This window comes from Algoriphagus sp. TR-M9 (assembly GCF_027594545.1).
Taxonomy (GTDB): domain Bacteria; phylum Bacteroidota; class Bacteroidia; order Cytophagales; family Cyclobacteriaceae; genus Algoriphagus; species Algoriphagus halophytocola.
This window is the reverse complement of the sequence record NZ_CP115160.1, coordinates 2,088,186-2,113,687: the sequence shown is the minus strand read 5'-3', so window position 1 is coordinate 2,113,687 and position 25,502 is coordinate 2,088,186. Positions and strand designations below refer to the sequence as shown.

The 25,502-nt window shown below is 41.0% G+C and carries 16 protein-coding genes; 3 read left to right on the top strand and 13 right to left on the bottom strand.

The annotated features are described in order from the left end of the window. Positions 1-71 precede the first annotated feature (71 nt). From PBT90_RS09170 to PBT90_RS09155, 4 genes are all read right to left on the bottom strand, one after another. Entirely contained in the window at positions 72-2,393 is a 2,322-nt protein-coding gene (locus PBT90_RS09170; RefSeq protein ID WP_264810101.1) for a type IA DNA topoisomerase, read from the bottom strand. Positions 2,394-2,602: 209 nt separating this feature from the next. Then, the gene (locus tag PBT90_RS09165; protein ID WP_270132860.1) at positions 2,603-3,007 is read right to left on the bottom strand and encodes a response regulator; all 405 of its coding nucleotides are present in this window, start codon (positions 3,005-3,007) and stop codon (positions 2,603-2,605) included. After that, positions 2,997-5,546 (bottom strand): ligand-binding sensor domain-containing protein, encoded by a 2,550-nt coding sequence (locus tag PBT90_RS09160; RefSeq protein WP_264810099.1) that lies wholly within the window; start codon positions 5,544-5,546, stop codon positions 2,997-2,999. Before PBT90_RS09160 ends, PBT90_RS09165 begins: the two co-directional genes overlap by 11 nt. A gap of 642 nt (positions 5,547-6,188) precedes the next feature. Beyond that, entirely contained in the window at positions 6,189-7,895 is a 1,707-nt protein-coding gene (locus PBT90_RS09155) for an amidohydrolase (RefSeq protein ID WP_264810098.1), read from the bottom strand. A gap of 401 nt (positions 7,896-8,296) precedes the next feature. Here PBT90_RS09155 and PBT90_RS09150 point away from each other — a divergent pair, with 401 nt between their 5' ends. Beyond that, positions 8,297-9,964 carry an FAD-dependent oxidoreductase gene (locus PBT90_RS09150; protein WP_270132857.1) on the top strand — a complete coding sequence of 556 codons (1,668 nt, stop codon included), beginning with the start codon at positions 8,297-8,299 and terminating at the stop codon, positions 9,962-9,964. A gap of 685 nt (positions 9,965-10,649) precedes the next feature. Here PBT90_RS09150 and rhuM read toward each other — a convergent pair. Next, on the bottom strand, positions 10,650-11,630 hold the full coding sequence (gene rhuM / locus PBT90_RS09145; RefSeq protein WP_264810096.1) for a RhuM family protein: 981 nt from the start codon (positions 11,628-11,630) through the stop codon (positions 10,650-10,652). A gap of 87 nt (positions 11,631-11,717) precedes the next feature. Here rhuM and PBT90_RS09140 point away from each other — a divergent pair, with 87 nt between their 5' ends. Then, a complete protein-coding gene (locus PBT90_RS09140; RefSeq protein WP_264810095.1) occupies positions 11,718-12,353 on the top strand; it encodes a hypothetical protein in 636 nt (211 codons plus the stop codon). A gap of 120 nt (positions 12,354-12,473) precedes the next feature. Further along, positions 12,474-13,580, top strand: coding sequence for a Fic family protein (locus PBT90_RS09135; protein WP_264810094.1), 1,107 nt, complete (start codon positions 12,474-12,476; stop codon positions 13,578-13,580). A gap of 709 nt (positions 13,581-14,289) precedes the next feature. Here the strand turns inward: PBT90_RS09135 and PBT90_RS09130 are convergent. The 8 genes from PBT90_RS09130 to PBT90_RS09095 all read right to left on the bottom strand — a co-directional run bounded on the left by PBT90_RS09130 (position 14,290) and on the right by PBT90_RS09095 (position 25,331). Continuing rightward, positions 14,290-16,071 carry an efflux RND transporter periplasmic adaptor subunit gene (locus PBT90_RS09130; RefSeq protein WP_270132851.1) on the bottom strand — a complete coding sequence of 594 codons (1,782 nt, stop codon included), beginning with the start codon at positions 16,069-16,071 and terminating at the stop codon, positions 14,290-14,292. 64 nt (positions 16,072-16,135) lie between these two features. Continuing rightward, the gene (locus tag PBT90_RS09125) at positions 16,136-16,558 is read right to left on the bottom strand and encodes a heme-binding domain-containing protein (RefSeq protein ID WP_270132849.1); all 423 of its coding nucleotides are present in this window, start codon (positions 16,556-16,558) and stop codon (positions 16,136-16,138) included. A 20-nt stretch (positions 16,559-16,578) separates the two neighbouring features. Continuing rightward, complete coding sequence (locus tag PBT90_RS09120; RefSeq protein ID WP_270132844.1) at positions 16,579-17,187, bottom strand: DUF3347 domain-containing protein; 609 nt, start codon at positions 17,185-17,187, stop codon at positions 16,579-16,581. Between the two features lie 73 nt (positions 17,188-17,260). Beyond that, positions 17,261-19,264 (bottom strand): copper-translocating P-type ATPase, encoded by a 2,004-nt coding sequence (locus tag PBT90_RS09115; RefSeq protein WP_270132842.1) that lies wholly within the window; start codon positions 19,262-19,264, stop codon positions 17,261-17,263. 38 nt (positions 19,265-19,302) lie between these two features. Further along, positions 19,303-19,761, bottom strand: coding sequence for a DUF305 domain-containing protein (locus tag PBT90_RS09110; protein ID WP_264810089.1), 459 nt, complete (start codon positions 19,759-19,761; stop codon positions 19,303-19,305). A 2-nt stretch (positions 19,762-19,763) separates the two neighbouring features. After that, positions 19,764-20,993 (bottom strand): TolC family protein, encoded by a 1,230-nt coding sequence (locus tag PBT90_RS09105; protein ID WP_264810088.1) that lies wholly within the window; start codon positions 20,991-20,993, stop codon positions 19,764-19,766. A 2-nt stretch (positions 20,994-20,995) separates the two neighbouring features. Next, positions 20,996-24,814, bottom strand: coding sequence for an efflux RND transporter permease subunit (locus PBT90_RS09100; protein WP_264810087.1), 3,819 nt, complete (start codon positions 24,812-24,814; stop codon positions 20,996-20,998). A gap of 100 nt (positions 24,815-24,914) precedes the next feature. Continuing rightward, positions 24,915-25,331, bottom strand: a complete 417-nt coding sequence (locus PBT90_RS09095; protein WP_264810086.1) for an HYC_CC_PP family protein — start codon at positions 25,329-25,331, stop codon at positions 24,915-24,917. Positions 25,332-25,502 lie beyond the last annotated feature (171 nt).

The following is a 25,502-nucleotide window of genomic DNA, read 5'->3' as shown; positions in this document are numbered from 1 at the left end:
ATCTACAAACCCCATGCAGATTGGTTTATCAAAGCCAATTTTCTCCTGGTAATTCAGGTGATATTGCGATTTTATTCTTTAACGCTCTGCTTCAACAGCGCTAGCACCAGTTCCTCGGTAAGGGGTTTATTGTTCGCTTTTTCACGGATCGTAGCAAAAGCATACCTAAAGTCACATCCCTCTTTGTATGCACTGCATCCATATGCTGTTTTGCCCTTGATGATGTTACCTTTTTTACATAATGGGCATGAAATAATAGGAGGAGATTTTTTAGTGGCCAAAGGCTTGCTTCCTTTCTTCTCTTCCAATACAAGCTGAAATCTATCGTCGAATTGTACTATTCCTTCCTTGGTTCCGGTTTCGGATTTAAATCCTTTCAGGTTGACGGTAGCGCCTTTCTGAAGCAAACGCAAATATTGCTTATCTGAGATTTTTTTGCCTTCAAATGTAAAGGGAAGTAGAAAATCGCATCCATTTTTATAGGCGCTGCACCCGTAACTGGCTTTACCTTTCAGCAAAGTGCCAGTTTTACATTTTGGGCAAATGAAACCTACTATAGCAGGGCTTGGTTTTTTTTGGTTTGGAAGTTTTTCCTTTTCTGCAAGTTTGCTTTCTATATGCTGGGAAATTTTCGCGTGGTTTTCCTCTCGAAGCACTTCATAGACCAAATGCTGCACCATAAGTTTCATGTTTTTCACAAAAGAACCCGCATGAAAATTCCCTCTTTCGATCTCCTTCAATTGTTTTTCCCACTGTCCGGTCAATTCTGCAGAAGTCAGCAGGTTGTTTTGAATGATAGCTATTAGTTGCACACCTGTTTCGGTGGGCAAAATCTGCTTTTTGTTCCGTTCTATGTATTGCCTTTTGAAAAGTGTTTCAATGATACTTGCCCGGGTGGAGGGACGGCCTATACCATTTTCTTTCATTAACTCCCGCATTTCTTCGTCGTCCACCTGTTTACCGGCTGTTTCCATACCCCTCAGGAGAGTAGCCTCTGTGTAGTGCTTAGGAGCTTTGGTTTCTTTCTCTAGAAAAGTTGGTTCATGTGGTCCTTTTTCGCCCTTTTTGAATAGTGGGAGCTCATCTTTCTCCTTTTTATCTTTGCCCTCAGCAGTCTTAAAAACTATCCTCCAGCCTTTTTCTAAAATGACTTTACCTGTTGCTTTGAACGACACAGTAGCGACTTTTCCTAAAACGGTGGTATTGGCCACCACACATTCCTCATAAAACACTGCGATAAACCGCCTGACAATAATATCATATACTTTGAGGTGATTGCCATGGAGGCTACCCGTCAATCCTGTAGGGATGATGGCATGGTGGTCGGTTACCTTCTTATCATTGAACACCTTGGATGACTTTTTTAACTTTTTCCCCAAAAGGGGTTGGGTTAAATCCTGATAGTCTCTTAGGTTCTTGAGGATTCCTGGAGACTTAGGATACATGTCATTCGGCAGAAAAGTGGTGTCCACTCTGGGGTAGGTGATTACTTTTTGCTCGTAGAGTTGCTGCGCTATTTTGAGGGTCTCATCGGCAGAAAGTCCAAACTTATTATTACAATACACCTGTAATCCGGTTAAGTCAAAAAGTTTGGGTGCGTATTCCTTTCCTTTTTTCTTTTCGATGGATGTGACTTCAAACTCATGTTCTTTTACAGCATTTGCAAAAGTCTCCCCATCCTCTTTTTTTGAAAACTTTCCTTCCTCACAGTTAAAAGTGGTTTCTCTATAGACTGTTTGCAATTCCCAGTAGGGCTGTGGCTTAAAGTTTTGAATCTCCTTAAAACGGTTTACGATCATAGCCAGAGTGGGCGTTTGCACCCTACCTATGGATAGCACCTGTTTGTACCCTCCATATTTCACGGTATACAAGCGCGTGGCATTTATCCCTAAGAGCCAGTCGCCGATCGCCCTGGAATATCCTGCATAGTACAGGTTATCGTATTTGGTGGAAGGTTGGAGTTTTTCGAAGCCTTCCTTAATGGCTTCGGTGGTCAAAGAGGATATCCAAAGTCGTTTGACTTCCCCTTTGTACTCCGCTTGTTCTATTACCCATCGCTGGATCAGCTCTCCTTCTTGGCCGGCATCTCCACAGTTGATCACGAGTGTGGCTGTATCAAATAGCTTTTTTACAATCTCAAATTGCTTCTTGATCCCTTGATTATCAACGATTTTGGTTTTGAACTTTTCGGGAAGCATAGGGAGGTGGCTGATACTCCAGCCCTTCCAGTGCGGTTCATAATCGTAGGGTTCAAAGAGGGTACAAAAGTGTCCAAAAGTATAGGTTACGCTATATCCATTCCCTTCAAAGTATCCATCGTGTTTTGTATTCGCCCCTAGCACGGATGCGATTTCACGGGCTACACTTGGTTTCTCTGCAATACAAACTATCATCTGAAGCAAAAATAGTTAAAATAGCCTAAGCTCAGTAGGCTGAAAGGTTAGTAAAGTAGTGGAAAATGGATTAGAACAGCGAAATAATTCAGGTCTAATATGTATTCTGATGGCTTTCCTTGGCGGAGCACAAAACAGCTGAAGCGACTAAAGAAAAGGAATAAGAATCTGGAATGGGAATTACCGGATAAATCAAATCACCGAATAAGTTAGAAGAGCCAATCTCCCAATTTTTCCTTCAGTTTAGCGAATTGAGCGGGCACCATGGGTTTTTCCCAGAAATCTATCACCCTATCAAACTCTAAGGACCTATCCTTGTCCGACTTACTCAATGAGGAAGTCACGATTATAACCTTGATATCTAAAGTTATAGCATGTTTTTGAAGTAGGGTCAAAAATTCCCAGCCATTCATTTCGGGCATGTTCAGATCTAAAAAAATAAGGATTTTTTGGTCTTCGCCACCTAGTGAAAGGATAGCTTCCAAAGCTTTATTGGCATAGCTAAATACATGGATTTGGTCAAATACCCCTTGTTTTTTGACTTGTAGTTTGTGGAGTAAAAGTATTACTTGATCATCGTCGATAATATAGATTCTTGGCGGTTTATCCTTCATCGTTCTTGATATTTTCGGACTTTGAGTGCGTTTCCCGCACCACTTGATCCAATTCCTCCAGTGTCTGGAGTAGCTCTTTTTCCAACTCCTCTTTACTTAGTCCTATCTCCTGAAAAGATGAATATTGGTTCAACACCTGTGCTATTCCCATGGCTTTGGTGAGCGGAGCCCTGACCAAGTGGGACTGGAACCAGGTGATGTCCAGGAGTACTTTGTTTTTGCTTTCTATTTCACTCAATGCTTTTTTCAGTTGCGCGTTGGCATTGCTCAGTTCGGCAGTCCTTTGACTGACCATGCTTTCCAGTTGGCGCTTCATCCTAATATGAGAATAATATTTCACAATAAAGTAGATCAGGAGCCCAAAGGCCAGCAATATAAAGATTTTGAAAGCCAGAGTTTCAAACCAAATTGCCTCCACTCTGATAGGTAAGGAATTAACCTGTTCGAGATTTCCATGACGGTGAATTTTGACTTCCAGGGTGTATTTACCTGGTTTTAACCCTGTGAAATTCAGTAACCTTTGCTCATTGATAGGTTGCCATTGTTTTGATTTTGAATTGATCCGGTAGAAAAGGGAGTATTGATCCGGGTTATCAAAATCCACTAGACTGAAGGATACCTGAAACATTCCTACACCTTGGGGAATGACGATTTCATCTTGAATATCGGTTTTTTGATCACCTATTTGGAGATTGTCCCAAGTGAAAAGAAAGCGCTTATCCTGTTCTTTTTTCAAAGATGGGTCTGGTATGATACCAATACCTTCTACTGTAGGAATCCAGATTCTTCCCGTATAGTCTTTTAAAGCAGAAGGAAAGATCAGGCCATTGGCTTCTGAATTTGGCATCCCATGGTTTTCATTATAAAAGCTGTTGGCAATATGAAAATCCTCGTCTGTGGTGTTCTTAAATTTTTCCAGTTCCGAATGGGGGAAGTATTGAACACCAAAATTATGAGAAACCCATACCCCAGCACTATCACCTGGGATAATGGAGAAAACACTACGGGATTTTAACCCCTGATGCTTTCTCAAAATCTTAAAATTCCCCTGTTTTAAAAGCACTATACCGCCGTGTGTGGCAAACCAAAGGTCTCCGGCAGGATCTTCATACATGCTATATATGAGGTCTTCTCCAGGAGTCAGCGGCAAGGATTGTGTCTCAACCAATTGTTCACCGTTAAATCGGAAAAATCCCTGACTGATAGAGCCGATCAGTATTTCTTTGTTTTTCAGTTCAAGGATACTGATGAAGCCTGAATTGGAATACTTTTCAGGAAGTTCTACTTGCCTAAAATTTCCACTTTCATCGATATAGTGGATGCCACCCTTCTTGGTTAAGATCCAGAGCCAATTTTTTGAATCCCGGAAGATGGCATATACATAATTACTTCTCAAGCCATTATCCTTGGTCAGATATCCGGTGATTTGGCCGCTCTGCTGATCTATGATTGATATCCCGGCAATGCTACCCACGTAAACTTTTCCACGGGCAGAACCTATGGTATTGACGCGGTTTTGGAGTAAGCCATCTTCTTCCAGCCAGGAATTAATTTTTCCATGCTTGATTTGGTAAAGTCCATCCGATTTGGACCCTATCCAAATACTACTGTCCCTAGCTTGGTAAATGGGTTTGATGTTTTTCTGTTCCAGTACTCCAGTATTCAACTGCTTGATCTTAGCAGGCCTAACTACTGCCAGACCTTTTCCCAAGGTACCCAAGTAGATATTGTCATTTTCCTTGATGATCTTGCGAACGGTATAACTTTGAAGTTCTGGGTAAATAACCTCGCTGACCTTACCTTGGGACATTTTGATCAGCCCATTTTCAAGGGAACCGGCCCAGATGGTGTTTTCAGAATCTACGATGAGGCTGGATGGATTGACCCCATTTGACTGCTCAAAGGAATATATCATTTCCAGATGGTAATCCTCTTCTATGCGAAAAATTCCTTTATCTGGTCCATAGACGTAACGGTTCGAGGCATTGCCAAAAATTTTCAATGCAGAAAAACCCTGCTCGGTAACCCGCCTGGTTTGCTTTGTAGACAGGTTTAGTTCATATATCCCTTTGGAGGTGCCCACTAGCAGGATCGAGTTTCCTGTAGGATAGAAATTAAGGATTTCTAAGGAGGTTTCGGGATTCCAAAAGGGGAGGAGGCTAAAGGTCCCTTCATCCCAGGAGTAGATTTCACCTTTCTGAGTTCCGATAAGCAAACCACCGTTCTCATTTTCGGCAATTGCCCTGATCCAGGTTTGATCGGTTATTTCAGAGCAATCGATTACGGTTTTAAGGTTTTTGTCTATGAGGACTATGCTTCGGTCTCCTGTAGCCCAAATGCCTCCTTCGGTCTTAAAAAATATGTAATATGTTTGCTCGAGCATTTCTGGATAGTTGTCTTCGTCAAACACCTTAATTGTTTTTCCGTCAAATCTGACCAGTCCCTCTTCAGTTGCTGCCCATAAAAATCCAAAATTATCCTTCTCCAGTGCAAAGATGGCGTTTTGGGGTAAGCCTTTGGAGTTATCCCAAATTTCCATTACATAGTTTTGGGGAATTTTCAATTCATTAGTTAATTCGGTTTGCGTTTGTGGAAAGGCCGGTTCAGTTACCAAGCAAGTCAAAAAAATCAGGCTTAGGGAATTATAAAAAAACCAAATTGCAAACTTCGTCATATAAAATGCAAATTTTAGAGGGTATGGGAACCATCCTTTTCAAGCACTGCTTGAGCTGCGCTTAACTTACAAAAAAGACCCATGAAATACCTCATTTTTTCAGGCTGTTGATTGGTTGGGAATATAGGATCATTTTTTATGACTGTATGAACCTTACATAAAAAAAGCGGTTCTACCCTGTATTTAGTTAGGCTACTCCTTAAGACATCATTTTTCTATCGAAGAATGGCTCTCCTAATTCAAAAAAAAGCACATCTAACCTCTCTGTAGTTTAGTTAATTTCTTGGATCCGCGGGATATTTTATCCGTCGATACTCTTGAAAACTCCTCCTTTGGTGGACATAAAAAGTATCCAAAAGTCCTGGATCTCGGTCATTTCTTTTCGTTTAAATCGTTTTCTAAGTCCTTGCAATGGATGTAAACTGGAATTTTGTCCTGCTTTACCACCCTAAAAATGATTTCTCCCCTCCAACTGGTCCATGTCTAAAAATAGCCAGTGGGCATTCATCAATCCCTTTTCTTATACACAGTTACTCCCTCTTTGATGGTTTCCAAGACCTTTATATTCTTGATTTCCTCTACAGCTACCTTCAGGGGATTTTGATCCAAAACTACCAAATCAGCCAGTTTACCGGCTTCCAGGGTCCCTTTATTGGTTTCTTCAAAATGCTGGTAAGCACTCCATATAGTGATTGCCTGAAGTGCCTCATAGGGACTGAGACGTTCTGCTTCTCCTATAATTTCCCCAGATCTTGAACTCCTGCTTACGGCTGTCCAGATCACCCGCATCAAGTTTGGGAGTGCTACTGGCGCATCAGTATGAATGGTAATCGCCAAACCCTTGTTCAAGGCCGTTCTGGTAGGACTAATGAGGTTTCCCAAAGAATCCCCAATGATTTGCTTATGCCAATCTCCCCAGTAAAAAGTATGCAAGGGAAACAAGGAGGCTACTATTCTCATCTCCAGCAATTCGTCCAATTGGTCAAATCGTACATATTGTCCGTGGATCAGGACAAATCTTCGGTCTTCATTTCCGTATGTTTCGCTCAAAGGTTTCAAAGTCCGGATCATCTGATCTATAGCTGCGTCACCATTGGCATGTGTGAGGGTTTGCCAATCATTAACGAAGGCTTTTTTGTAAATTTCCGTTAGGGTAGAATCATTGGGAATAGCGGGATAACCTTGGTAATCGCTGGAAGCTCCATCTGGAGGGATCAAATAAGGCTGGGTTCTCCAGGCTGTTCTACCCTGGGGGGATCCATCTAGTGTCACTTTCATTCCTCCTATTCTGTAATGATTGGAATAGGATTTACTATTCCATTTGGAAGACATGAATTTGTCTACATATAGGTGATCTATATAACTGACCACATCTATTTTTATCTTGTTTTGTTCGGCCATTTTTGCCAGCAATAAATGATTGTCCATCGCACGACCTTCTTGGGCAGTGGTATATCCATAGGAAAGAGCCATGGCCTGTCCTGCATCGAAGAATTTTTGATTGGCCGCTTCAGATTGTGGAGTCATGGCTTTTACTAAATGAGGGATTGCGGCTAATTCCTCCAAAACTCCATTGGGCTCTTGGGAATTCATTTCCCTTCTGATTATGCCTCCCTCTGGATTGGGGGTCTCGGCGCTGATGCCTAAGATTTCAAGGCCTAAGGAATTCACCACGGCAAAATGCCCAGAAATATGCATAATCATTATTGGGAACTCGGTGCTGACTTGATCCAGGTCATGTTTAGTGGGAAATCGTTTTTCCTCCAATACAGAATCATCAAAGCCAGTTCCAAAAACCCAGCCTGTCAATGCTCTATTTTCTGGTGTATTCCAGGCTTTTAGGGTACTGATTAAGTCCGGAATAGTGTTCACTTGGGCATCTGGTGAGGGCAATAAAATAGCACCAATGGCCTGTACAGAAAAATTGGAAAAGTGTGCATGCCCATCTATAAAGCCAGGCAATAGCGTCTTTCCAGCTAGATCTATCTTCAGATGACCTGTGCCGGCTTTATCCTTTGCCTCATTGGTATTCCCTGTAAAGAGGATCTTGCCTTGCTTTATCACTAGCGCCTCTACATATTCAGGTTCATCTCCCGCCATGGTCACTATATCTCCACCATAATAAAGGGTCGCAGGATCTTCTGTATTAGTTGGTGAATTATTACAACTGGCTAAAAGCACTGCCAGCAGGAAAATAAATTGAATGTTTTTCATTGGATTTAAAGTGGTACCTGTATAAATATCCTACTTTTTATTCATTGAAAGTGTGGTTTTCGAAAACTTTCTACTATCGAGCAAATGAAGGTTAGAATTCATTTTCGCCAGCTTTGGATAGTTGAATGTCCTTCTTGGGTAATGAGTAGCATCAATAGCTAAATTGAGTGGTATTCCTTGTGGATATTTAAATCGCTATTCCGAAAAGCTTAAAGGTGGATTTAATAGAAAGTATTTTTAGCTTAGGTAGAAAATAGTAAGGGTATAAAACTATAGTTGATTTTACTTCTGATTATCCTGGACCTTATGTACTCGAGTCTGCCAATGGTGAGGGGTGAAGGATCTAATTTCTAACTGCTTTGATTTCGGCAGGGCCTTCTGACAAAAATAAATACCTGAAAATGTCTATACTCAAAAATATTGGAGCGATTTGGCTTGTACTGATTTCCTTTTCCTGTAAGCAATCGGAAAAAGAGGAGGTGACTGATGTGTTAATTTATGGCGGTACATCCGCTGCGGTTACTGCAGCGATTCAGGCAAAAAAAATGGGGAAAACAGTGATCTTGGTCTCCCCGGATTTACATCTGGGAGGTTTGAGTTCTGGGGGATTGGGCTGGACAGATACCGGCAAAAAAGAGGTGATCGGTGGTCTTGCTCGTACTTTTTACCAAACTGTCTACGATAAATATCAAGAAGAGAATGCCTGGAAATGGGAGGCGAAATCAGAATTTGGCAATAAGGGACAGGGGACTCCTGCGATAGACGGAGAATTTAGAACCATGTGGATATTTGAACCCCATGTGGCAGAGGAGGTTTTTGATGAGTGGGTAGCAGAATATGGGATCGAACTTTATCGGAATGAGAAATTGGATAGAATGGATGGAGTGACTGTTTCTAATTGGGAGATTTCTTCCATCAGGACTCTAAGCGGAATAGAGTTCAAAGCTAAAATGTTTATTGATGCAACATACGAAGGGGATTTGATGGCAGCAGCAGGGGTAAGTTACCATGTAGGAAGGGAAGCAAGCAGTGTGTATGGAGAGGAGTGGAATGGCATACAGACTGGGGTTTACCATCACCGACATCACTTTCAGGTATTAGACACCCCTATCGACCCTTATGTGATTCCTGGCGATCCTAGCTCCGGGCTGATACCAAAAATCAGTGATGAATCCCCAGGGATAAAAGGGGAGGGAGATCATAAGATCCAGGCTTATTGTTTTCGCACCTGCATGTCCAATCACCCTGATAATAGAGTTCCATTTCCCAGACCTGAGGATTACGATTCTACAGCGTATGAACTCCTGCTGAGAGTTTTTGATACTGGATGGAGGGAATGGTTTGATAAATTTGATAGGATTCCCAATAGGAAAACAGATACAAACAATCATGGTCCATTTAGCTCTGATAATATCGGGATGAACTACGATTACCCAGAAGCGAGTTACGAGCGCAGGGAAGCAATAGTCAAAGAGCATGAAAACTACCAAAAGGGGCTCTTATATTTTGTGGCAAATGACCCTAGGGTACCCAAGGAAATCCAGGAAGAGTTTCAGCAATGGGGACTGGCAAAAGATGAATTTCAGGAAAATGGAAACTGGCCGCATCAGATTTATGTACGCGAAGCCAGAAGAATGCTGGGGGATTATGTGATGACTGAGCATGAGCTACTTAGAAAAAGGCCCACTCCAGAGTCCATTGGTATGGGATCCTATACCATAGACTCCCATAATATTCAGAGATATGTGGATGAACATGGGCATGTTCAAAATGAAGGAGATATTGGGGTGGGACTTCCCGGCCCGTATGAAATAGCGCTAGGCTCTATTTTGCCCAAGAAGGAGGAGGTGAACAATTTGATAGTGCCTGTAGCTGTATCCGCCAGTCATATCGCATTTGGATCTATCCGTATGGAACCTGTATTTATGATCTTAGGGCAATCAGCCGCTACAGTTGCTGCCATGTCCATAGACCGGGAGATAGCTGTACAGGATCTTTCCTATGAGGTTTTGAAGGATCAATTGCTCCAAGATGGTCAGGTATTGACCATGAATGATCAGATCAAATAGTACTTTTAGATAAATGACCCTTTTAATATTCCGGCTCCAAATTCACTACTCTAAAGCAACAAAGCGCATTTTCTGCCTTCTTTGACTTACAGTCAAGAGAAGTTTGTTGCTTTTTGTTTTTTTAGGATTCCACAGCTTCGAATGCTTCAATGAAATTTTCTTCAAATGATAGAACAGGAAAAGTGTTAGAGGCTTAATGTATTATTTACCGATACAGTAAGTGTTACTCTGTTGATTTACAGTGTTATTGAGGTGGTAAGTTGTACAGAAGTTGTACAAAAAAAACCTTTTAAGGCTAATTAATCAATACTTCACAGATTACGATTGACATTTTAATGTTCTCCCTAATTTCGCCAGTGTTCTCCCTTTATTTTTATCAAAGTAAGCTCTGTTTTCCTAATTTCCTGACTTGATTTTCAATGGAAAGTCATTAGGCTTTCCGAGCACGGCTTTTGGCTTCTTCTAAAATCTCAGCCATGGATTTATGAGTTAGCCCACTTTCCTCACCTTTAATTAGCTCAGCTCTAACCAATTCTTTACCTGCATTCCTTTCACCTTTCCAAAAAAGCTTTTTCTACTTATTTCTTAAATGTTTAGCCCATTCACCAGAAACAGTTATATGTCCTTTTTTCTTGTGTGCCATAGTCCTGGGTTTTTATAATTCTTTTCTACTTGACTTTCCCGATTAATTACGATTCCTGTTCAGTACACTAATCACCAATTTTTTCACCGTGTCCATTTCTTCAGGTTTACTTGAAGCGATAAATAACGTTAAGCTGGCAAGTGCATCATTGCTAATGATCGCGATTCCCTCCATATTAAGCAGTAGATCGTTTAACTGCAAAAAGAGAAGAAAACAAGCTGCAGCAATTCTTTTGTTACCATCGACAAAACCATGATTCTTCACGATCAAGTAGAGTAGGGTAGCTGCTTTTTCTTCCAGGGTAGGATAGAAGTCTTCTTCACCGAAGCCTTTGCTGATTTGTGCAATTGCACTTTCAAAGCTTCCATCTTTTTCTTTTCCAAATACACCAGATTCAAAATCTGATCTCATGGATTTGATTACCTCTTGATATTCTGATAATTCAGGGTAGGTTGCTTTTCTTTTGCTTAATCCCTTTTTGTCCAGGTTCTCATGATCGTAATCATCCAGTAACTCCAATCCTTTTGCAAAGTAATTTAGCCATTCCAAATCCAAGTGTTGGTCTTCTTCTTTTTGCTGAATTGCCCTGCTTAAAATCCGAATACCATCCTTTAGGGTTTGGACTTCTTGTTGCTTTTGGGCTAGTCTATTTTCATTGATTGCATAGCCTTGGATAAGGTAGTCTTTTAACCGTTTGGTTGCCCAGATTCTGAATTTGGTACCTTGGTTCGATTTTACTCGATACCCAACTGAAATGATTACATCAAGGTTGTAGAAGTTTATTTTCCGGGTAACTTTTCTTTTACCCTCTTGCTGAACTGTCAAGGATTCCTTGACAGTTGCAGTTTTATCCAATTCTCCTTCCTTATAGCAGTTGTTGATATGTAAACTGATATTTTGCTTGGTTTGATTAAACAAGCTTGCCATTTGATCTTGAGAAAGCCAAACAGTTTCCTGTTCAAACTTCACCTCAATTTGAGTCTGGCCGTCACTTCCTTGATAGATTTCGATTTGGTTTTCCATTTTAAAATTTTTTGATACCATTATTTCGGAATCCCCGTAAAATATGCTTCGGATTTAATCCGTTTTTCAAGTCAATTATCTATTCAAATGATCCTTTCTAACAAAATTGGTTATTATGATAAAAGTGAAATTAATTTTTTAAATTCATCTATGAGAAAAATTGCATTTCTTTTTGGCTTATTCTCCTTGATTGGGTGTAGTAAGGAACTAGAAAAACCCCTCATGGATCCTTATGGTATTTATTCTGTGGAATCCATGTTTTCGTCTATTCCGGTTGATATCAGTGATACTGGCGAGCAAAGTACCGAGCACGCGGCTACTTTTTTAATGTGTGGACCAGGAGAATTTTCTATAGAATGGCGTTTAAATAAGCAAACTCCAATTATGGATTTTGATACATTCATGTTTTGGGATTGGTTCAACCCAAAAACAGAGGAGTGGGAAATTATAAAGGGATGTGGATTTTCACGTAGGATTGTGAATCAGAAAGAAAATGGCGAATTGGAATTGATGTTTTACGGGGGTGAAGGAGCTTATTCAACAAACCCAAAAAGTTTCCTTTATCAATTCGAAGTATTAAGCTTGGACTATTTTTCAGAGGATAAATCCATCCAGATGGTGACTCGCCAACAGGTGTATGACTTTTTTACAGAAGAATATGTTGAAACTGAAATTGACTATTTGTTTTCCTTTTCTAGCCCTGTTTTTCCAATACCAAATTAGGGGATATACCAACAAAGCATTCAATGATTTTCATACTTGATTTTTTTGTGAGCCATAGAAAGCTATTCTATAACTCATAATTTTCGTATTATTGAGCTATAGAAATAATTTCAATAGCTCATGCAATGGATTTGGGAGAGACCGGACTGGCCAAACTTTACATTTGACCCAGGCTCATTCACACATTTAGAACGCGAATTTCATCGAAATACTGGTTTGATTTTAGGTTCGCTTAGTTCTGTGTCGTCTGATGATATGGATGAATTGCGGGTGACCTTGTTGAGTAATGAAGCGATGGATACGTCAAAAATCGAAGGAGAAATATTGGACAGGGATTCCGTACAGTCATCCATACGTGGCCAGTTAGGGCTGCAAACTGATGGAAGGAGGTCTGGGCCTAAGGAAACAGGGGCTTCCCGTATGATGGTGGATCTCTACAAAAGTTACAGTGAGCCTCTTGATCAGGCGCGTCTATTCTCCTGGCATCAAATGGTGATGAATGGAAGGATTGATCTGGAAACCATTGGCGGTTATCGAGTTCACGAAGATCCAATGCAGATAGTATCGGGGAGATTGGATTTACCTCAAGTTTTCTATGAGGCTCTACCATCTCACCGAGTGCCAAAAGAGATGGAAAATTATCTTCTTTGGTTCAATCAAGCATTCAGTAAAGGAATGCCTACTTTGATTCATGCTGGATTGGCACACCTATATTTTGAATTGATTCACCCTTTTGAAGACGGTAATGGAAGAATCGGACGAGCCATTGCAGAAAAAGCCTTGACTATGGGAGCCAAACACCCCTTGATCAATTCACTGTCCAGTATCATAGAGCGAAATAAAAAGGCTTATTACCAGGCCTTGGAGCGTGCCAATGGCTCTTTGGAGGTAAACGAGTGGTTGGTTTATTTTTCCGGGGAGATCTTGAAAGCCCAAGTCCATGTTCAAAAACTGATTTTGTTTATAGTAGAAAAGGCTCGATACTTTGAAGACTTCCGGGATAAGCTGAATGAGCGTCAATCTAAAGTTGCGCTTCGGTTATTTCGAGAGGGACCAGCTGGTTTCCAAGGTGGGCTGAGTGCCGAGAACTATATCCGAATCAGCAAAACTTCCCCTGCTACTGCAACCAGAGATCTTACGGAAATGGTGGCTATTGGAGCCTTAAAAAAGACTGGAAAATTAAGGCATACACGCTACTACCTCCCCATGGTGGAAATTTCACAATGAGAATTTATTGTTTTGAATTGAATCCAAAAGTTGCAAGTTTATAAGCCTTTCACTGATTAGGAAGAAGTTAAAATTTGAAAGTTTCGGAAACCTAAAACAGTTGAACTACTCAGAAATATTAGGTAGTTGGAAATTGGTTGAATTCAGGTCAAATAAATTGGTAGCTCTATCGTTTCCTTGGCGAATCAATGGAACCGGAAACGATTTTTGCCACAAGCTGTGGCAAAATTGGAAACGGCGTATTTTCAGTCTGATCTTCAAAGTAGGTCTAATTTTTCGCCTAGTAGTTCATGTCATTTATATTGTGTTATTGAGCTATAGAAGTAATCGCACAGATTAAGGTTTTAGACCCTTCCTCTCTACATCTAAAAAATCTAACCTTCTGAAAAAATGATGGTTAGGGTTTTTTATTTTGAGACAGTAGCGAAATCAGTAGCGTTTTGGTCTTGTTTTGGCCATCAATTCATAGTTAACTTAATAATTTTTAAGGTTATTTTTAATTTTTTTCTTCGTCTTAAAGAATCATGTGAAACCAGATCCTCCCGCCAATATTCTGCAAGAGATAATATCCGAAGATGTATGTTGTTGAAATTGTCTCTTACTGCGAAATCCATCGTATGAAACATCTAGAGGAAGTTAGATAAGCTCGAGGCTTGGGGAGACGGTGGTGAATTGTCTTCTTTTACCATCTACTTAGAAGGAAGTGTATTTATTTGATTGTTTTGATTACTTCCCCACACGTGAGCATGGAAGGTCCAAAATATGGGTTGATTACTTTATCCTCCAAACTCAACCAATCCGCACCTCTGTTACTATCTGCCATAGGACAATGTTGAACATAGATTTTGGATGGATAGGGATGGAATTTCTTTGCAATTGATACCATTTCATCAGAAATATTAAGGAAGTTTTTTCTCACCTCATCAAGTGATTTTTGCTCAACAAACTTATCAAGATGGGTTTTAAGATTGTTTTCATATTTCATCCAACTCATATGGGATTCACCTTTGAATTTGCTCATGTTTACTTTTGAAATGATCGATTTCATTTTCCTTGCGGAGTTCAAAGAGGCTGTTAACTTATCTTGGGTCAAGGCATCTTTTAACTCAAAATAGCTATCAAAAAGAGGCTTTAACTCATTTTTAGCATCTTGAGATATGAATTCGGGATTTGCAGTAGCTGAGGTATTTGAAACAGGCATTGCAATACCGCCATGATTATGCCCAGACATTGCTGAACCTCCATCAGGACTCATCATGCTTGGTTTTCCTGCCAATTGGGCAGCGGCATCTATACTGAATGTGCCATTCACTGCTATTTCTTCTCCTGGCAACAATCCCGATTCTATTTGATAATGATCCCCCAGAGCCGGACCTAGAGTCACTTCTCTAAGTTGGAAGGTTACGGACTGATTTGTAGCTGTCTTAACGTATACTACTGAACGGGTTCCAGTCCACATTACCGCAGTTTTTGGCACCACAATGCTATTATCCTTTGAGGAACCTTCACTCTCAACTTTTCCTGAAACAAACATCTCGGGCTTGAACTTCAGGTTAGAATTGCTCAGTTCCAGCCTTGCTTTCGCAACTCTAGTCTGAGGATTGACCATGGGGTCTATGTAGCTAACCTTTCCTGTAAAAGTCTCTCCTGGAAGTGACTGCACAGTAAATTCAATCTCATCACCTTTATTAATCCATTGTAATTCTGACTCATAAACATCAAACAGCACCCAAACTTTGCTGAGATCAGCGATCTGATAAATAGGCTCTCCACGGTTTACATAATCACCCAGATTCACCATTTTCTCAGTCACGTATCCAGAAACATTAGCTAAAATTGGTACCTGTTCAGTTACTTTTCCTGTTGCCAGAATTTGATCAATTTGACCATCTGTTAATTTCCAGTTTTTCAGTTTTGATTTTGCAGCAGCGAAAAGTGCAGGCTGAGAATCCTTAATTTTCTGAGCCTGAAACAATTCCTCTTGAGCTGTAGCCAATTCCGGAGAATAGAGTTGTCCTAAAGTCTGACCTTTTTTTACATACTCTCCTGTAAAGTTGACTGTCAGATTTTCTATTCTCCCAGAAATATGGGCTGACTGGGTATAGTTTTGGCGTTCATCAGCTTGGATTTTTCCATTAAGTCTTATGGACTTATCACTTGAAGAATTGCCAACGACCAATGATTGGACTCCTGCCAATTGCATAGCAGTAGGAGACATAGTGATAGCCATGGGGTCAGCTTCTACATTTTCATTTTCCAGAGGGATTAAATCCATTCCACAGATAGGGCAATCACCAGGCTCGTTTTGTCTTATCTGAGGATGCATGGAGCATGTGTACGTAATAGGGATTCCTGCAATCGATTCTACATGATCATGTTCATCCACTTCCATGTTCGGAGCTGTATCTGGTTTAGTCAGCCAGCCTACAACTATTCCTACCACCAATACGGTGACAAGCATTACAAGCTTGTTGTTGAGTATATTTTTCATTTTTGCGATCTATTTTTTAATCTATCCAAGAGCCCCCTCCATATGTAGATTTTAGGGTTTTCAATTAATTCAGAGTTTTTAAATAAGTTGTAAGCTCATTCCGTTCAGAATCAGACAATATTGCATCTCTGTGAATCAGTGTATAAGAAGGGATAGGCATTTTTTCTTGCTCAATTTGTTTGATCATACTTTCCAATTTCATCTTTTTCATCCGCCCAAATAGACTACCAAATTCTGAGAAATTCAACTCTGCCATTCCCTCTCGGAAATGCTTATCTAATAGCCAACCTGCTGGCTGAAAATTACTGTACCAAGGGTAGTTGATCTGTTCACTATGACAGTTGTAGCACGATGTTTTAAGCATCTTTCCTATCTGAGCTGGGGTATTATTGAGAATCAGAAAGTCATCGGGGCCTGCAGGTATGTTTGGATTGTGGTTGGTGGGAATGAATTGAATTCCCACCAATACAATTATGAGTATAAACAAGGAAACCCAGATAACCTTTTTCACCCGACTTCAATTACTTTTTTAACAGAACCACAGGTTTGCATCTTTCCAGCGAACAAAGGATTAACAATTTCTTCTGAATCACTCAGCCACATACCCCCCTCATTATTATTGTACATTGGGCAGTATTGCTCATAAAGTTTTCTGTCCGAACCTACAATGGCCAGTAGATCTTCAAAATCCTTACCCATGGCCTGAAAATGTTCAATCTGATGATCCATTTCACTTTTAGCAATGTGTTCACTGTGTTCTTGAATAACTTCAAGAATTTCATTCACAGTTGTTTTATTATCAGCAGAAACCTTATCGAAAGAGATCGTTTTGGCATTTTCAGCAAGTTTGGTGGCTGCTTTGGCAGCATCCTCTTTGTTGTTGGCACTTAGAGCTTTCTTAATTTCCAAGTATTCGTTAATAAGTTCTGTCTTAGATGCAATTCCGGTCATGGTCATTTTTTGATCCATATTTTCCATCGTTTCAGACATAGCCTCATGGTCATGTTCTTCTGATCCTGCAGCGTGATCATCTTGTTTTTTCTCTCCACAGGCGATAAGGGAAATTGACAGTCCGGCAATGAGTGCCAGCGATAAAATTGATTTTTGAGTTTTCATAATTTTTGAGTTTTAAATTGGTTTCTTATTTGATTTAGTTGCTCATAGGGAGTTATAATCAAAGCACGTTCATTTAGGATTTAATTTGTCTTTTTAGTAATTGTGCGTTAAGTGCTACGATCACAGTACTGAGGCTCATCAAAGCGGCACCGATTGCTGGGCTAAGAATAATTCCTGCACCTGCCAATACTCCTGCAGCCAGAGGTACTGCCACGATATTGTAGCCTGCCGCCCACCAGATATTCTGCATCATTTTTCTGTAAGTGGCCGTCCCGAAAAGGATTAAATTGGCAATGTCTTTTGGGTTACTGTTAACCAAAATAATATCAGCTGTTTCAGCTGCTACGTCGGTTCCAGAGCCCACTGCGATTCCCACATCTGCCTGAGCCAAAGCAGGTGCATCATTCACTCCATCCCCCGTCATTGCGACGAATTCACCTTTCCCCTGTAATCCTTTGATTATCTTCTGCTTGTCTTCTGGCATTACTTCAGAATAATAGCCGTCCAGCCCGAGTGTTTCACTTACAGCCTTTGCAACTATTTCATTGTCCCCTGTTGCCATAAGAACTTTTATCCCTTGCTTTTTGAGGGTATCTATTGCCTCATTGGATTCCTCTCGAATTTCATCTGCCAATGCGATGAAGCCGATTAGTTTTTCATCCGAAAGAACAAAAACCACAGTTTCGTCTTCTGTTTTAAAAGCTCTTTCTGGTTGTTCGATTCCTTTTTGTTTTAATCCTCCAGGGCTTAAAATGCTGATTTCTTTTTCATTGAGATTAGCTTCTATACCCATTCCAGTGATATTCTGGAAGTTTTCAGCCTTGTCAAGTTTCAGATCTAGTTCTTTGGATTTCCTAACTATTCCAGCAGCTATAGGATGCTCAGAATTATTTTCAAGAGCAGCTGCGATGGCAAGTAATTCTTGATCGTCAGTTTCTGCATTTACACTTTTGAATCGAGTCACTCCAAATTCCCCTTTGGTCAAGGTTCCAGTCTTATCAAATATGATGGTGGTCAGTTTTCTAGAGTTTTCAAAAGCTGTCCTGTTTCGAATCAATAAGCCATGCTTGGCCGATACGGAGGTGGAAATCGCAACGACCAATGGTACTGCCAGTCCCAATGCGTGGGGACAGGAGATGATCATGACAGTTACCATTCGCTCTAGCGCATAATTGAAGTCTTTGCCCAAACCCAACCAAACGACCAGTGTGATAATCCCTGCTGCCAAAGCGATGTAAAACAACCACCCCGCTGCCTTGTCAGCCAGATTTTGAGTGTTAGACTTAGTTTTCTGTGCTTCTGTCACCAATCCGATTACCTTGGACAAATAGGAGTCTTCACCGGTATGCTTCACCTTGATTTTCAGTGCACCGTTGTCGTTGACTGACCCACCTATTACTTCATCGTCTTTTTGCTTTGCTACAGGCTTGGACTCCCCGGTAAGCATGGATTCATTTACATGACTGCTTCCTTCGAGAACCTGTCCGTCAGCTGGGATTTTCTCACCTGGCCTCACCAGAATGGTGTCTCCAGACTTTAGCTCTGCAATGGGTACATCTTCGGATTCTCCATTGTCCTTAATTCTCCTTGCTTCGGAGGGCATCATCTTTGCAAGTTCTTGCAAGGCATTTGATGCGCCCATAACAGATTTCATTTCTATCCAATGCCCCACCAACATGATGTCGATTAAACTGACGAGCTCCCAAAAGAACATTTTTCCTGATAAGCCAAATACCACTGCGGAGCTATAGAAGTAGGCTACCGAAATAGCCAATGCTACCAGGGTCATCATACCTGGTTTCCTCTTTTTCAATTCATCGACCATGCCGATTAAGAAAGGCCAGCCACCGTAAAAAAAGACTATTGATGAAAGTGCAAACTGTAGGTATCTATCACCGTCAAATCTGAATTCATACCCTACAAGGCTCTGAATCATCGGTGCAAGGACTACTATTGGTAAGGTGATCACTAATGAAATCCAAAATCGTTTTTTGAAATCTTCGATCATATGCATATGATGTATGCTGTGATCATGTCCTTCCATTCCTTTCATGCTTTCTCTTATGTGGAGAGGCATGTTGCGTACTGCTGTGATTTGAATGATCCATAGTAATTCTATTTTTCAGCCTCTAGTCTTTTGATCATATCCTGCATCTGGGCTATTTCACGCTTTTGAGCCTCAATGATATCTTGCGCCAGTTTCTGAGCCTCTGGATCTTGAAGATTCGCTTTTTGGCTAACCATGATTGCTGAAGAGTGATGTGGGATCATTGCTTTCATCCACTGCACATCTGCGATCAAAGTCTGATTTCTTAGCATAGTCAATGTGCCTATGAAGATGATCAGCGCGGAGCCTAGGATGATGTAATTGGCTTTTTTGTTTTCGTACATCCCCCACATAAATAACATCATAGAGATGGCCATGGGAGCCACCATCAAAATGGTCATGTAGGTTCTGGTGGTGCTGAGCATGACATGCTCGAAAAGATCTGCATTCAAAAACATGACTGCATACATAATGACGAATGAAACTGCCATCATTGCTGCGAATTTTACATAGCTTTTGCTTTTCATAATTAGTAGGTTTTAGCGGTTAGATAATTGATTTGTGCCAGGGAAGTCTTGTAAGTCACCATGGCTTTTAATTTCATTTTTTGGAATTCAAGTAATTGTTGTTGTACTCTCAATACCTCTTCGAAGTCTCTTCCAGAATTGCTGTAGCCATTGTAAAGCAACTCTAACGTTTGTTCCGAAGTCACCACTTGCTTGTCATAGAGGCTGATCAAATCTTCCTGGATTTGCATATCGGAAGAATAGCGGTAATAGGAGCCATAGAGCTTGTTGCTCAGCTCTTCCTTTTCCAGTTTGTAAGATTCCTGCATTAGTTCTGCCTCCTTCTGAGCTCCCTTGTATTTTGCTCTGAAAATCGGAAGACTCATCGTGATCATAGGCATCAAGACATTCTTGCCATTGTCCGCCATAACGACATCTGTTCTTTCTCCGACCAGGACATAATCCACTCCAGCTCCCAGCTTTGGCATTCCTTGTTTTTGGGCAACCAGCACAGAGGCTTCACTGGCTTGAATTTTCAGATCAACGCTCTCCAGCAATGGATTTGTGTGAATAGAATCAGGAGAAATCATCCTGTCAGCAGCCGATATTTCCAGCTTTTCTGAGATCTCTACTGGAGAATCATGAGACTTGGCAAGGAGGGAATTGAACCAGGAATTGCTTCCTTTTATTTTCATCTTAAGCACCTCTACGTTCGTCTTGGATGCCTGAATCATGATATCTACTCGTAGTGCATCGGCTAGCGAACCTTGTCCATTTTCTAATTTGGAAGTAGCAAGTGAATAGTAGGTTTCTAAAATTCTCAGATTTTCTTCCTCAATAGCTATTAACTCGTGGGTCTCAAGCAGGGGATAATAGACTGCCGCCAATTGATTGTATAGCTGGTTTTTAGCATCCAAGAATTCCTGATACTTCGCTTCAGCCATTAAGGATGCTACATCTTCTTGTGCACGTAAGGTGCCAAACCAAGGGAACATCTGAGTTAAGGAAAAACGGGCTTGTTGCGGGCCCACACGGGTTTCCACTGGTGATACAAAATATCCAAATGACAGATTAGGATCTTGTAATGACCCAAATTGTGATATTTTTTCCATGGCAGCTTCGAATGCCTTGTATTTGGCTTGAAGCCCCGGATTGTTTTCGGCGGCCACTAGAAAATAGTCTTCAAAGCTTTGCGAAGCAGCTGAGAAACTCATCCCCAGGAGCAAAAGAAAGGAAAGTGTGAAAGTTCTCATTTTCAGCTTTTTTTAAGTTTTCGTTCTTCTCGAATGGAGTAAAGAACTGGTACAATAAAGTAGGTGATAGCCGCTACGATCATTCCTCCAAAGGCTGGAATAGCCATAGGAATCATGATGTCCGATCCCCTTCCAGAAGAGGTTAAAATCGGAAGCAATGCAATGATTGTGGTAGCTGAAGTCATCACGGCGGGCTTGATTCTTCGCTGACCAGCTTCCACAATAGCCATTCGTATCCCTTGTGGAGTATCAGTTTTATTTCGTTCAAAACTTTGATCCAGATATGTGGCCATTAACACTCCATCATCAGTGGCAATACCAAATAGTGCAATGAATCCCACCCAGACTGCTACACTTAGATTTATCTGGTGAACTTGGAACAGGTCTCGCATATTGGTACCGAAGAGATCAAAATCAGCAAACCATCCTTGTCCATAAAACCAAAGTGTGATAAATGCACCACTGAATGCCATGGCTATTCCAGTGAATACCATCAGGGAAGTAGTGACTGATTTGAATTGGAAATACAGAATCAAAAAGATAATAGCCAATACTGCCGGAACGATGATACTCAGCCGTTTCTCAGCACGAACCTGATTTTCATAACTACCAGAAAACTTGTAGGTGATTCCTGCGGGCACATCCAGCTCCCCTGAATCAATTTTGCTTTGGATCAACTGTCGTGCATCTTCAACCACAGTCACCTCAGAATCCCCGTCTCTTTTGTCAAAAAGCACATAACCGACCAAGAAAGTCTCCTCGCTTTTGATGGCTTGAGGGCCACGTTTGTACTCAAAATCCACGAGTTGCCCTAAAGGGATTTGAGCTCCGGTAGGAGTTGGAACAAAGATCTTAGCCAAACTTTCAGGGTCATCGCGCAATTCTCTTGGATAGCGAACACGCACAGGAAAACGCTCTCTGCCTTCTACTGTAGTGGTTATGTTCATGCCACCAATAGCCGTTTCTATAGTTTGCTGCACATTTTCTATCGTCAGTCCAAATCGCGCGATTTTTTCTCGGTTGATATTTAGATGCAGATAAGGTTTTCCCACGATTCTATCTGCGAAAACTGCTTCCTCTTTGACTGATGGAACTTGCTTCAGGATGTTTTCCAGTTGAATACCAAAGTCCTCTATAGTTTGTAGATCAGGCCCATATACTTTAATACCCATTGGTGCTCGCATACCTGTTTGGAGCATGACCAATCTGGTTTCTATCGGTTGTAATTTAGGAGCGGAAGTGATTCCCGGTATTTTGGTAACTGCGATGATTTCTTTCCATATATCATCTGGAGATTTGATGTGTTCCCGCCAGTTTCGGAAATACATGCCTTCCTCGTCAGGAATTAAGTTTTTGGCAGGCTTATTTTGTGCGATTGCATCTTGGTTGGAAAGGGTATCTCCCGTGGAAAAAATGAATCGGTCTTCCTTGTCAGTTTTAAACCGCTGTTTATGGCCCTTTGCATTGAGAAGATATTCTGGTTTATAATTAATGATATTCTCATACATAGAGATCGGTGCCGGATCCAAAGCTGATTCAGCTCTACCAAGTTTTCCGACCGTGAGATCTACTTCAGGAATATTGGTCAGCAGCATATCCAGTTGGCCGATGATTTTTCTGTTATAAGCAATGCCGGAATGCGGCATGGCGGTTGGCATCAGCAGGAAGCTACCTTCATTCAGGGAAGGCATAAATTCCTTTTGCATACCTGGGAAAGTATGCGTTAGACTAGACCAAGGCTTACTGGATTGAATATCCCAGCCAACCAGATTGGTGGTCTTTGGGATTAATCCAAAAGTGGTATTAAACCCAAGCCAAACCGTAGCTCCAAAGAGAATCAAGACTGCCGGTATAGTCAGGAAGATTGCTTTGTGATCCAAGCACCAGGTTAATACACGTTTGTAATTGTATTCCAGCAAGGTAAATGCCCCCAATATCAAACTCACAAGAATAGCAACGAACAAGACATTGAAAAATAGAGAACGTGAAGCACCAAGTGGCAACCAATACGTCGCTAATAACCAAACCACACCACCTATTGCCAGAATAATTTCAAGTTGGTTATAAATAGGGCGTATGCGCTTTGGGATTTCTATCGCCTCTTTCTCTACATATAATTTGGCGAAGGAAATAATGCCAAATAGTAACAACATAATTCCTGCCCAAGTGTAGCCGTAAATCAGTGCGCCTACTCCTAGAATTAGTAATAATCCATTTCCTAGCAGCTTATATCGCTGATTTTTGATTTTGAAACCAAAGAACACATGAGCCAACATGGGCAGAATAAGCAAGGAAACGATCAATGCTGCTATAAGTGCAAAAGTCTTGGTATAGGCTAGAGGTCCAAATAATTTTCCCTCGGCAGCCTCCATTGTGAAAACCGGAATAAAACTCACAATAGTGGTGGACACAGCGGTAAGGATTGCAGTGGCTACTTCTGATGATCCTTTGTAAATGGTCGTGACCAACTTCTGCTCTGGAGGAGCTTCATCGATGTGCTTGATAATGTTTTCTGAAAGGATTATCCCCAAATCCACCATCGTACCGATGGCGATAGCTATTCCAGATAGAGCTACAATATTTGCATCTACCCCAAAATAGCGCATCGCTATAAAAACCATCAGAATTGCAATTGGTAATAAGCTTGAAATCAGAATAGATGCTCGCAGGTTATAGACCATCACAATCACAACCAGAATAGTAATCAGAATCTCCAAAGAAAGCGCCTCCTCCAAGGTGCCTAGGGTTTCCTGAATCAGTGTAGATCTATCGTAAAATGGAACAATGGTCAACTGGCTAATACGACCATCGGCTAAGGTCTTTTTTGGGAGGCCAGGAGCTATTTCTGTGATTTTCTCTTTCAGATTGTTGATGACCTGAAGAGGATTAGAGCCGTATCGCGCGACTACTACACCGCCGACTACCTCAGCTCCGTCTTTATCTAAAAGTCCTCTTCTGTTGGCTGGTCCTAGGCTTACCACGCCAATGTCTTTTATCCGGATCGGCACGTTTTGTTCCACGGCAACCACCGCCTCTTCTAAGTCCTCTACCTTTTTGATATAGCCCAAACCGCGCACTAAATATTCTGCTTGGTTGATTTCTATGGTTTTGGCACCTACGTCCCTATTGGATTGCTTAACTGCCTCCATGACTTTCATCAAGGGAATATTATAGGCTTTAAGCGCGTCGGGATTTACATCTACCTGATATTCCTGTACAAATCCACCGATTGAAGCCACTTCCGAAACGCCTTCCACGGCGTTTAAGCCATACTTAACAAAGAAGTCCTGAACAGTCCTTATCTCGTGAAGATCCCATCCTCCGGTCGGATTGCCTTGCTCATCTCTTCCTTCCAGTGTGTACCAATATACCTGGCCTAGAGCAGTGGCGTCAGGACCCAGTCCCGGCTGAACTGCCTCTGGAAGCAATCCTGCAGGTAATGAACTGAGTTTTTCCAGGATTCTTGATCTAGACCAATAGAATTCTGTGTCTTCATTGAAGATGATGTATATGCTGGAAAAGCCGAAAATAGAAGAGCTACGGATGGACTTTACTCCAGGAATTCCTAATAGATAGGTAGTAAGTGGGTAGGAGATTTGATCCTCAATATCCTGTGGAGATCTACCTGGCCATTGGGTGAAAATAATTTGTTGGTTTTCGCCAATGTCAGGAATGGCATCAACGGGGACAGGATCTGATGGAAGAGAACCTACTTTCCAACCGAAGGGAGCTGTCACAATTCCCCAAGCTATCAAAGCGATAAGCAAAAGAACTGTAACTAATTTGTTTTCAAGAAAATACTTGATAATTGAGTTAAGCATGAAATAATCCTAAGAAAATGGAATACTGGATAAACTTTGCTACAAGCAATTGAGCTCATAGAAAAAGGCGGTCTGTAAGACCTAAGTTTACCTATCCGGATTAAATCAAGAAAGATTGAAAAAAAACAGTATAGTCCTTATCAATCGCAGGGGGAGAAATAAATACGTTGGAATATTCAGTTATAGGAACTGGATCTATTCCAAAAATGAATGTTTGTGTGAAAGCTGCTACAAAAATAAGTTGGGCAGCGTCGAGGTTTATTACTTTAAGATTCTGATCACTGTCATTGTGAATGAGTTCAAAACTATTTTGGCAGCATTCATCAGCATTGCTTAAATCTCCTTGATCACTCGAAGGAGATTCCGATTGATGTTTCATTCCGCAATCCAAATTTTTTGCTGAAAGGCCAATTGCATTTAACATCTCAGATCCCATGCATATATGGCTGCTCTTCGCCAAACCGATGTTTGCGAAAAGAAGTAAGAATGCTAAAACTATGGAAAATGATTTCTTCACTATTACAATTATAGGCTTTTCACATGAGAATGAAAATAAATCCAATTGAATTCTAGGACACGTAATAATCCAGATAAGGTTTAAAGATTATTGTTATGGTGTAATAATTTTGTTGGATGCCAGGGAAATACCAGAAGACTAAGCTACCAAAATCTGTTTTAAAAAACGACC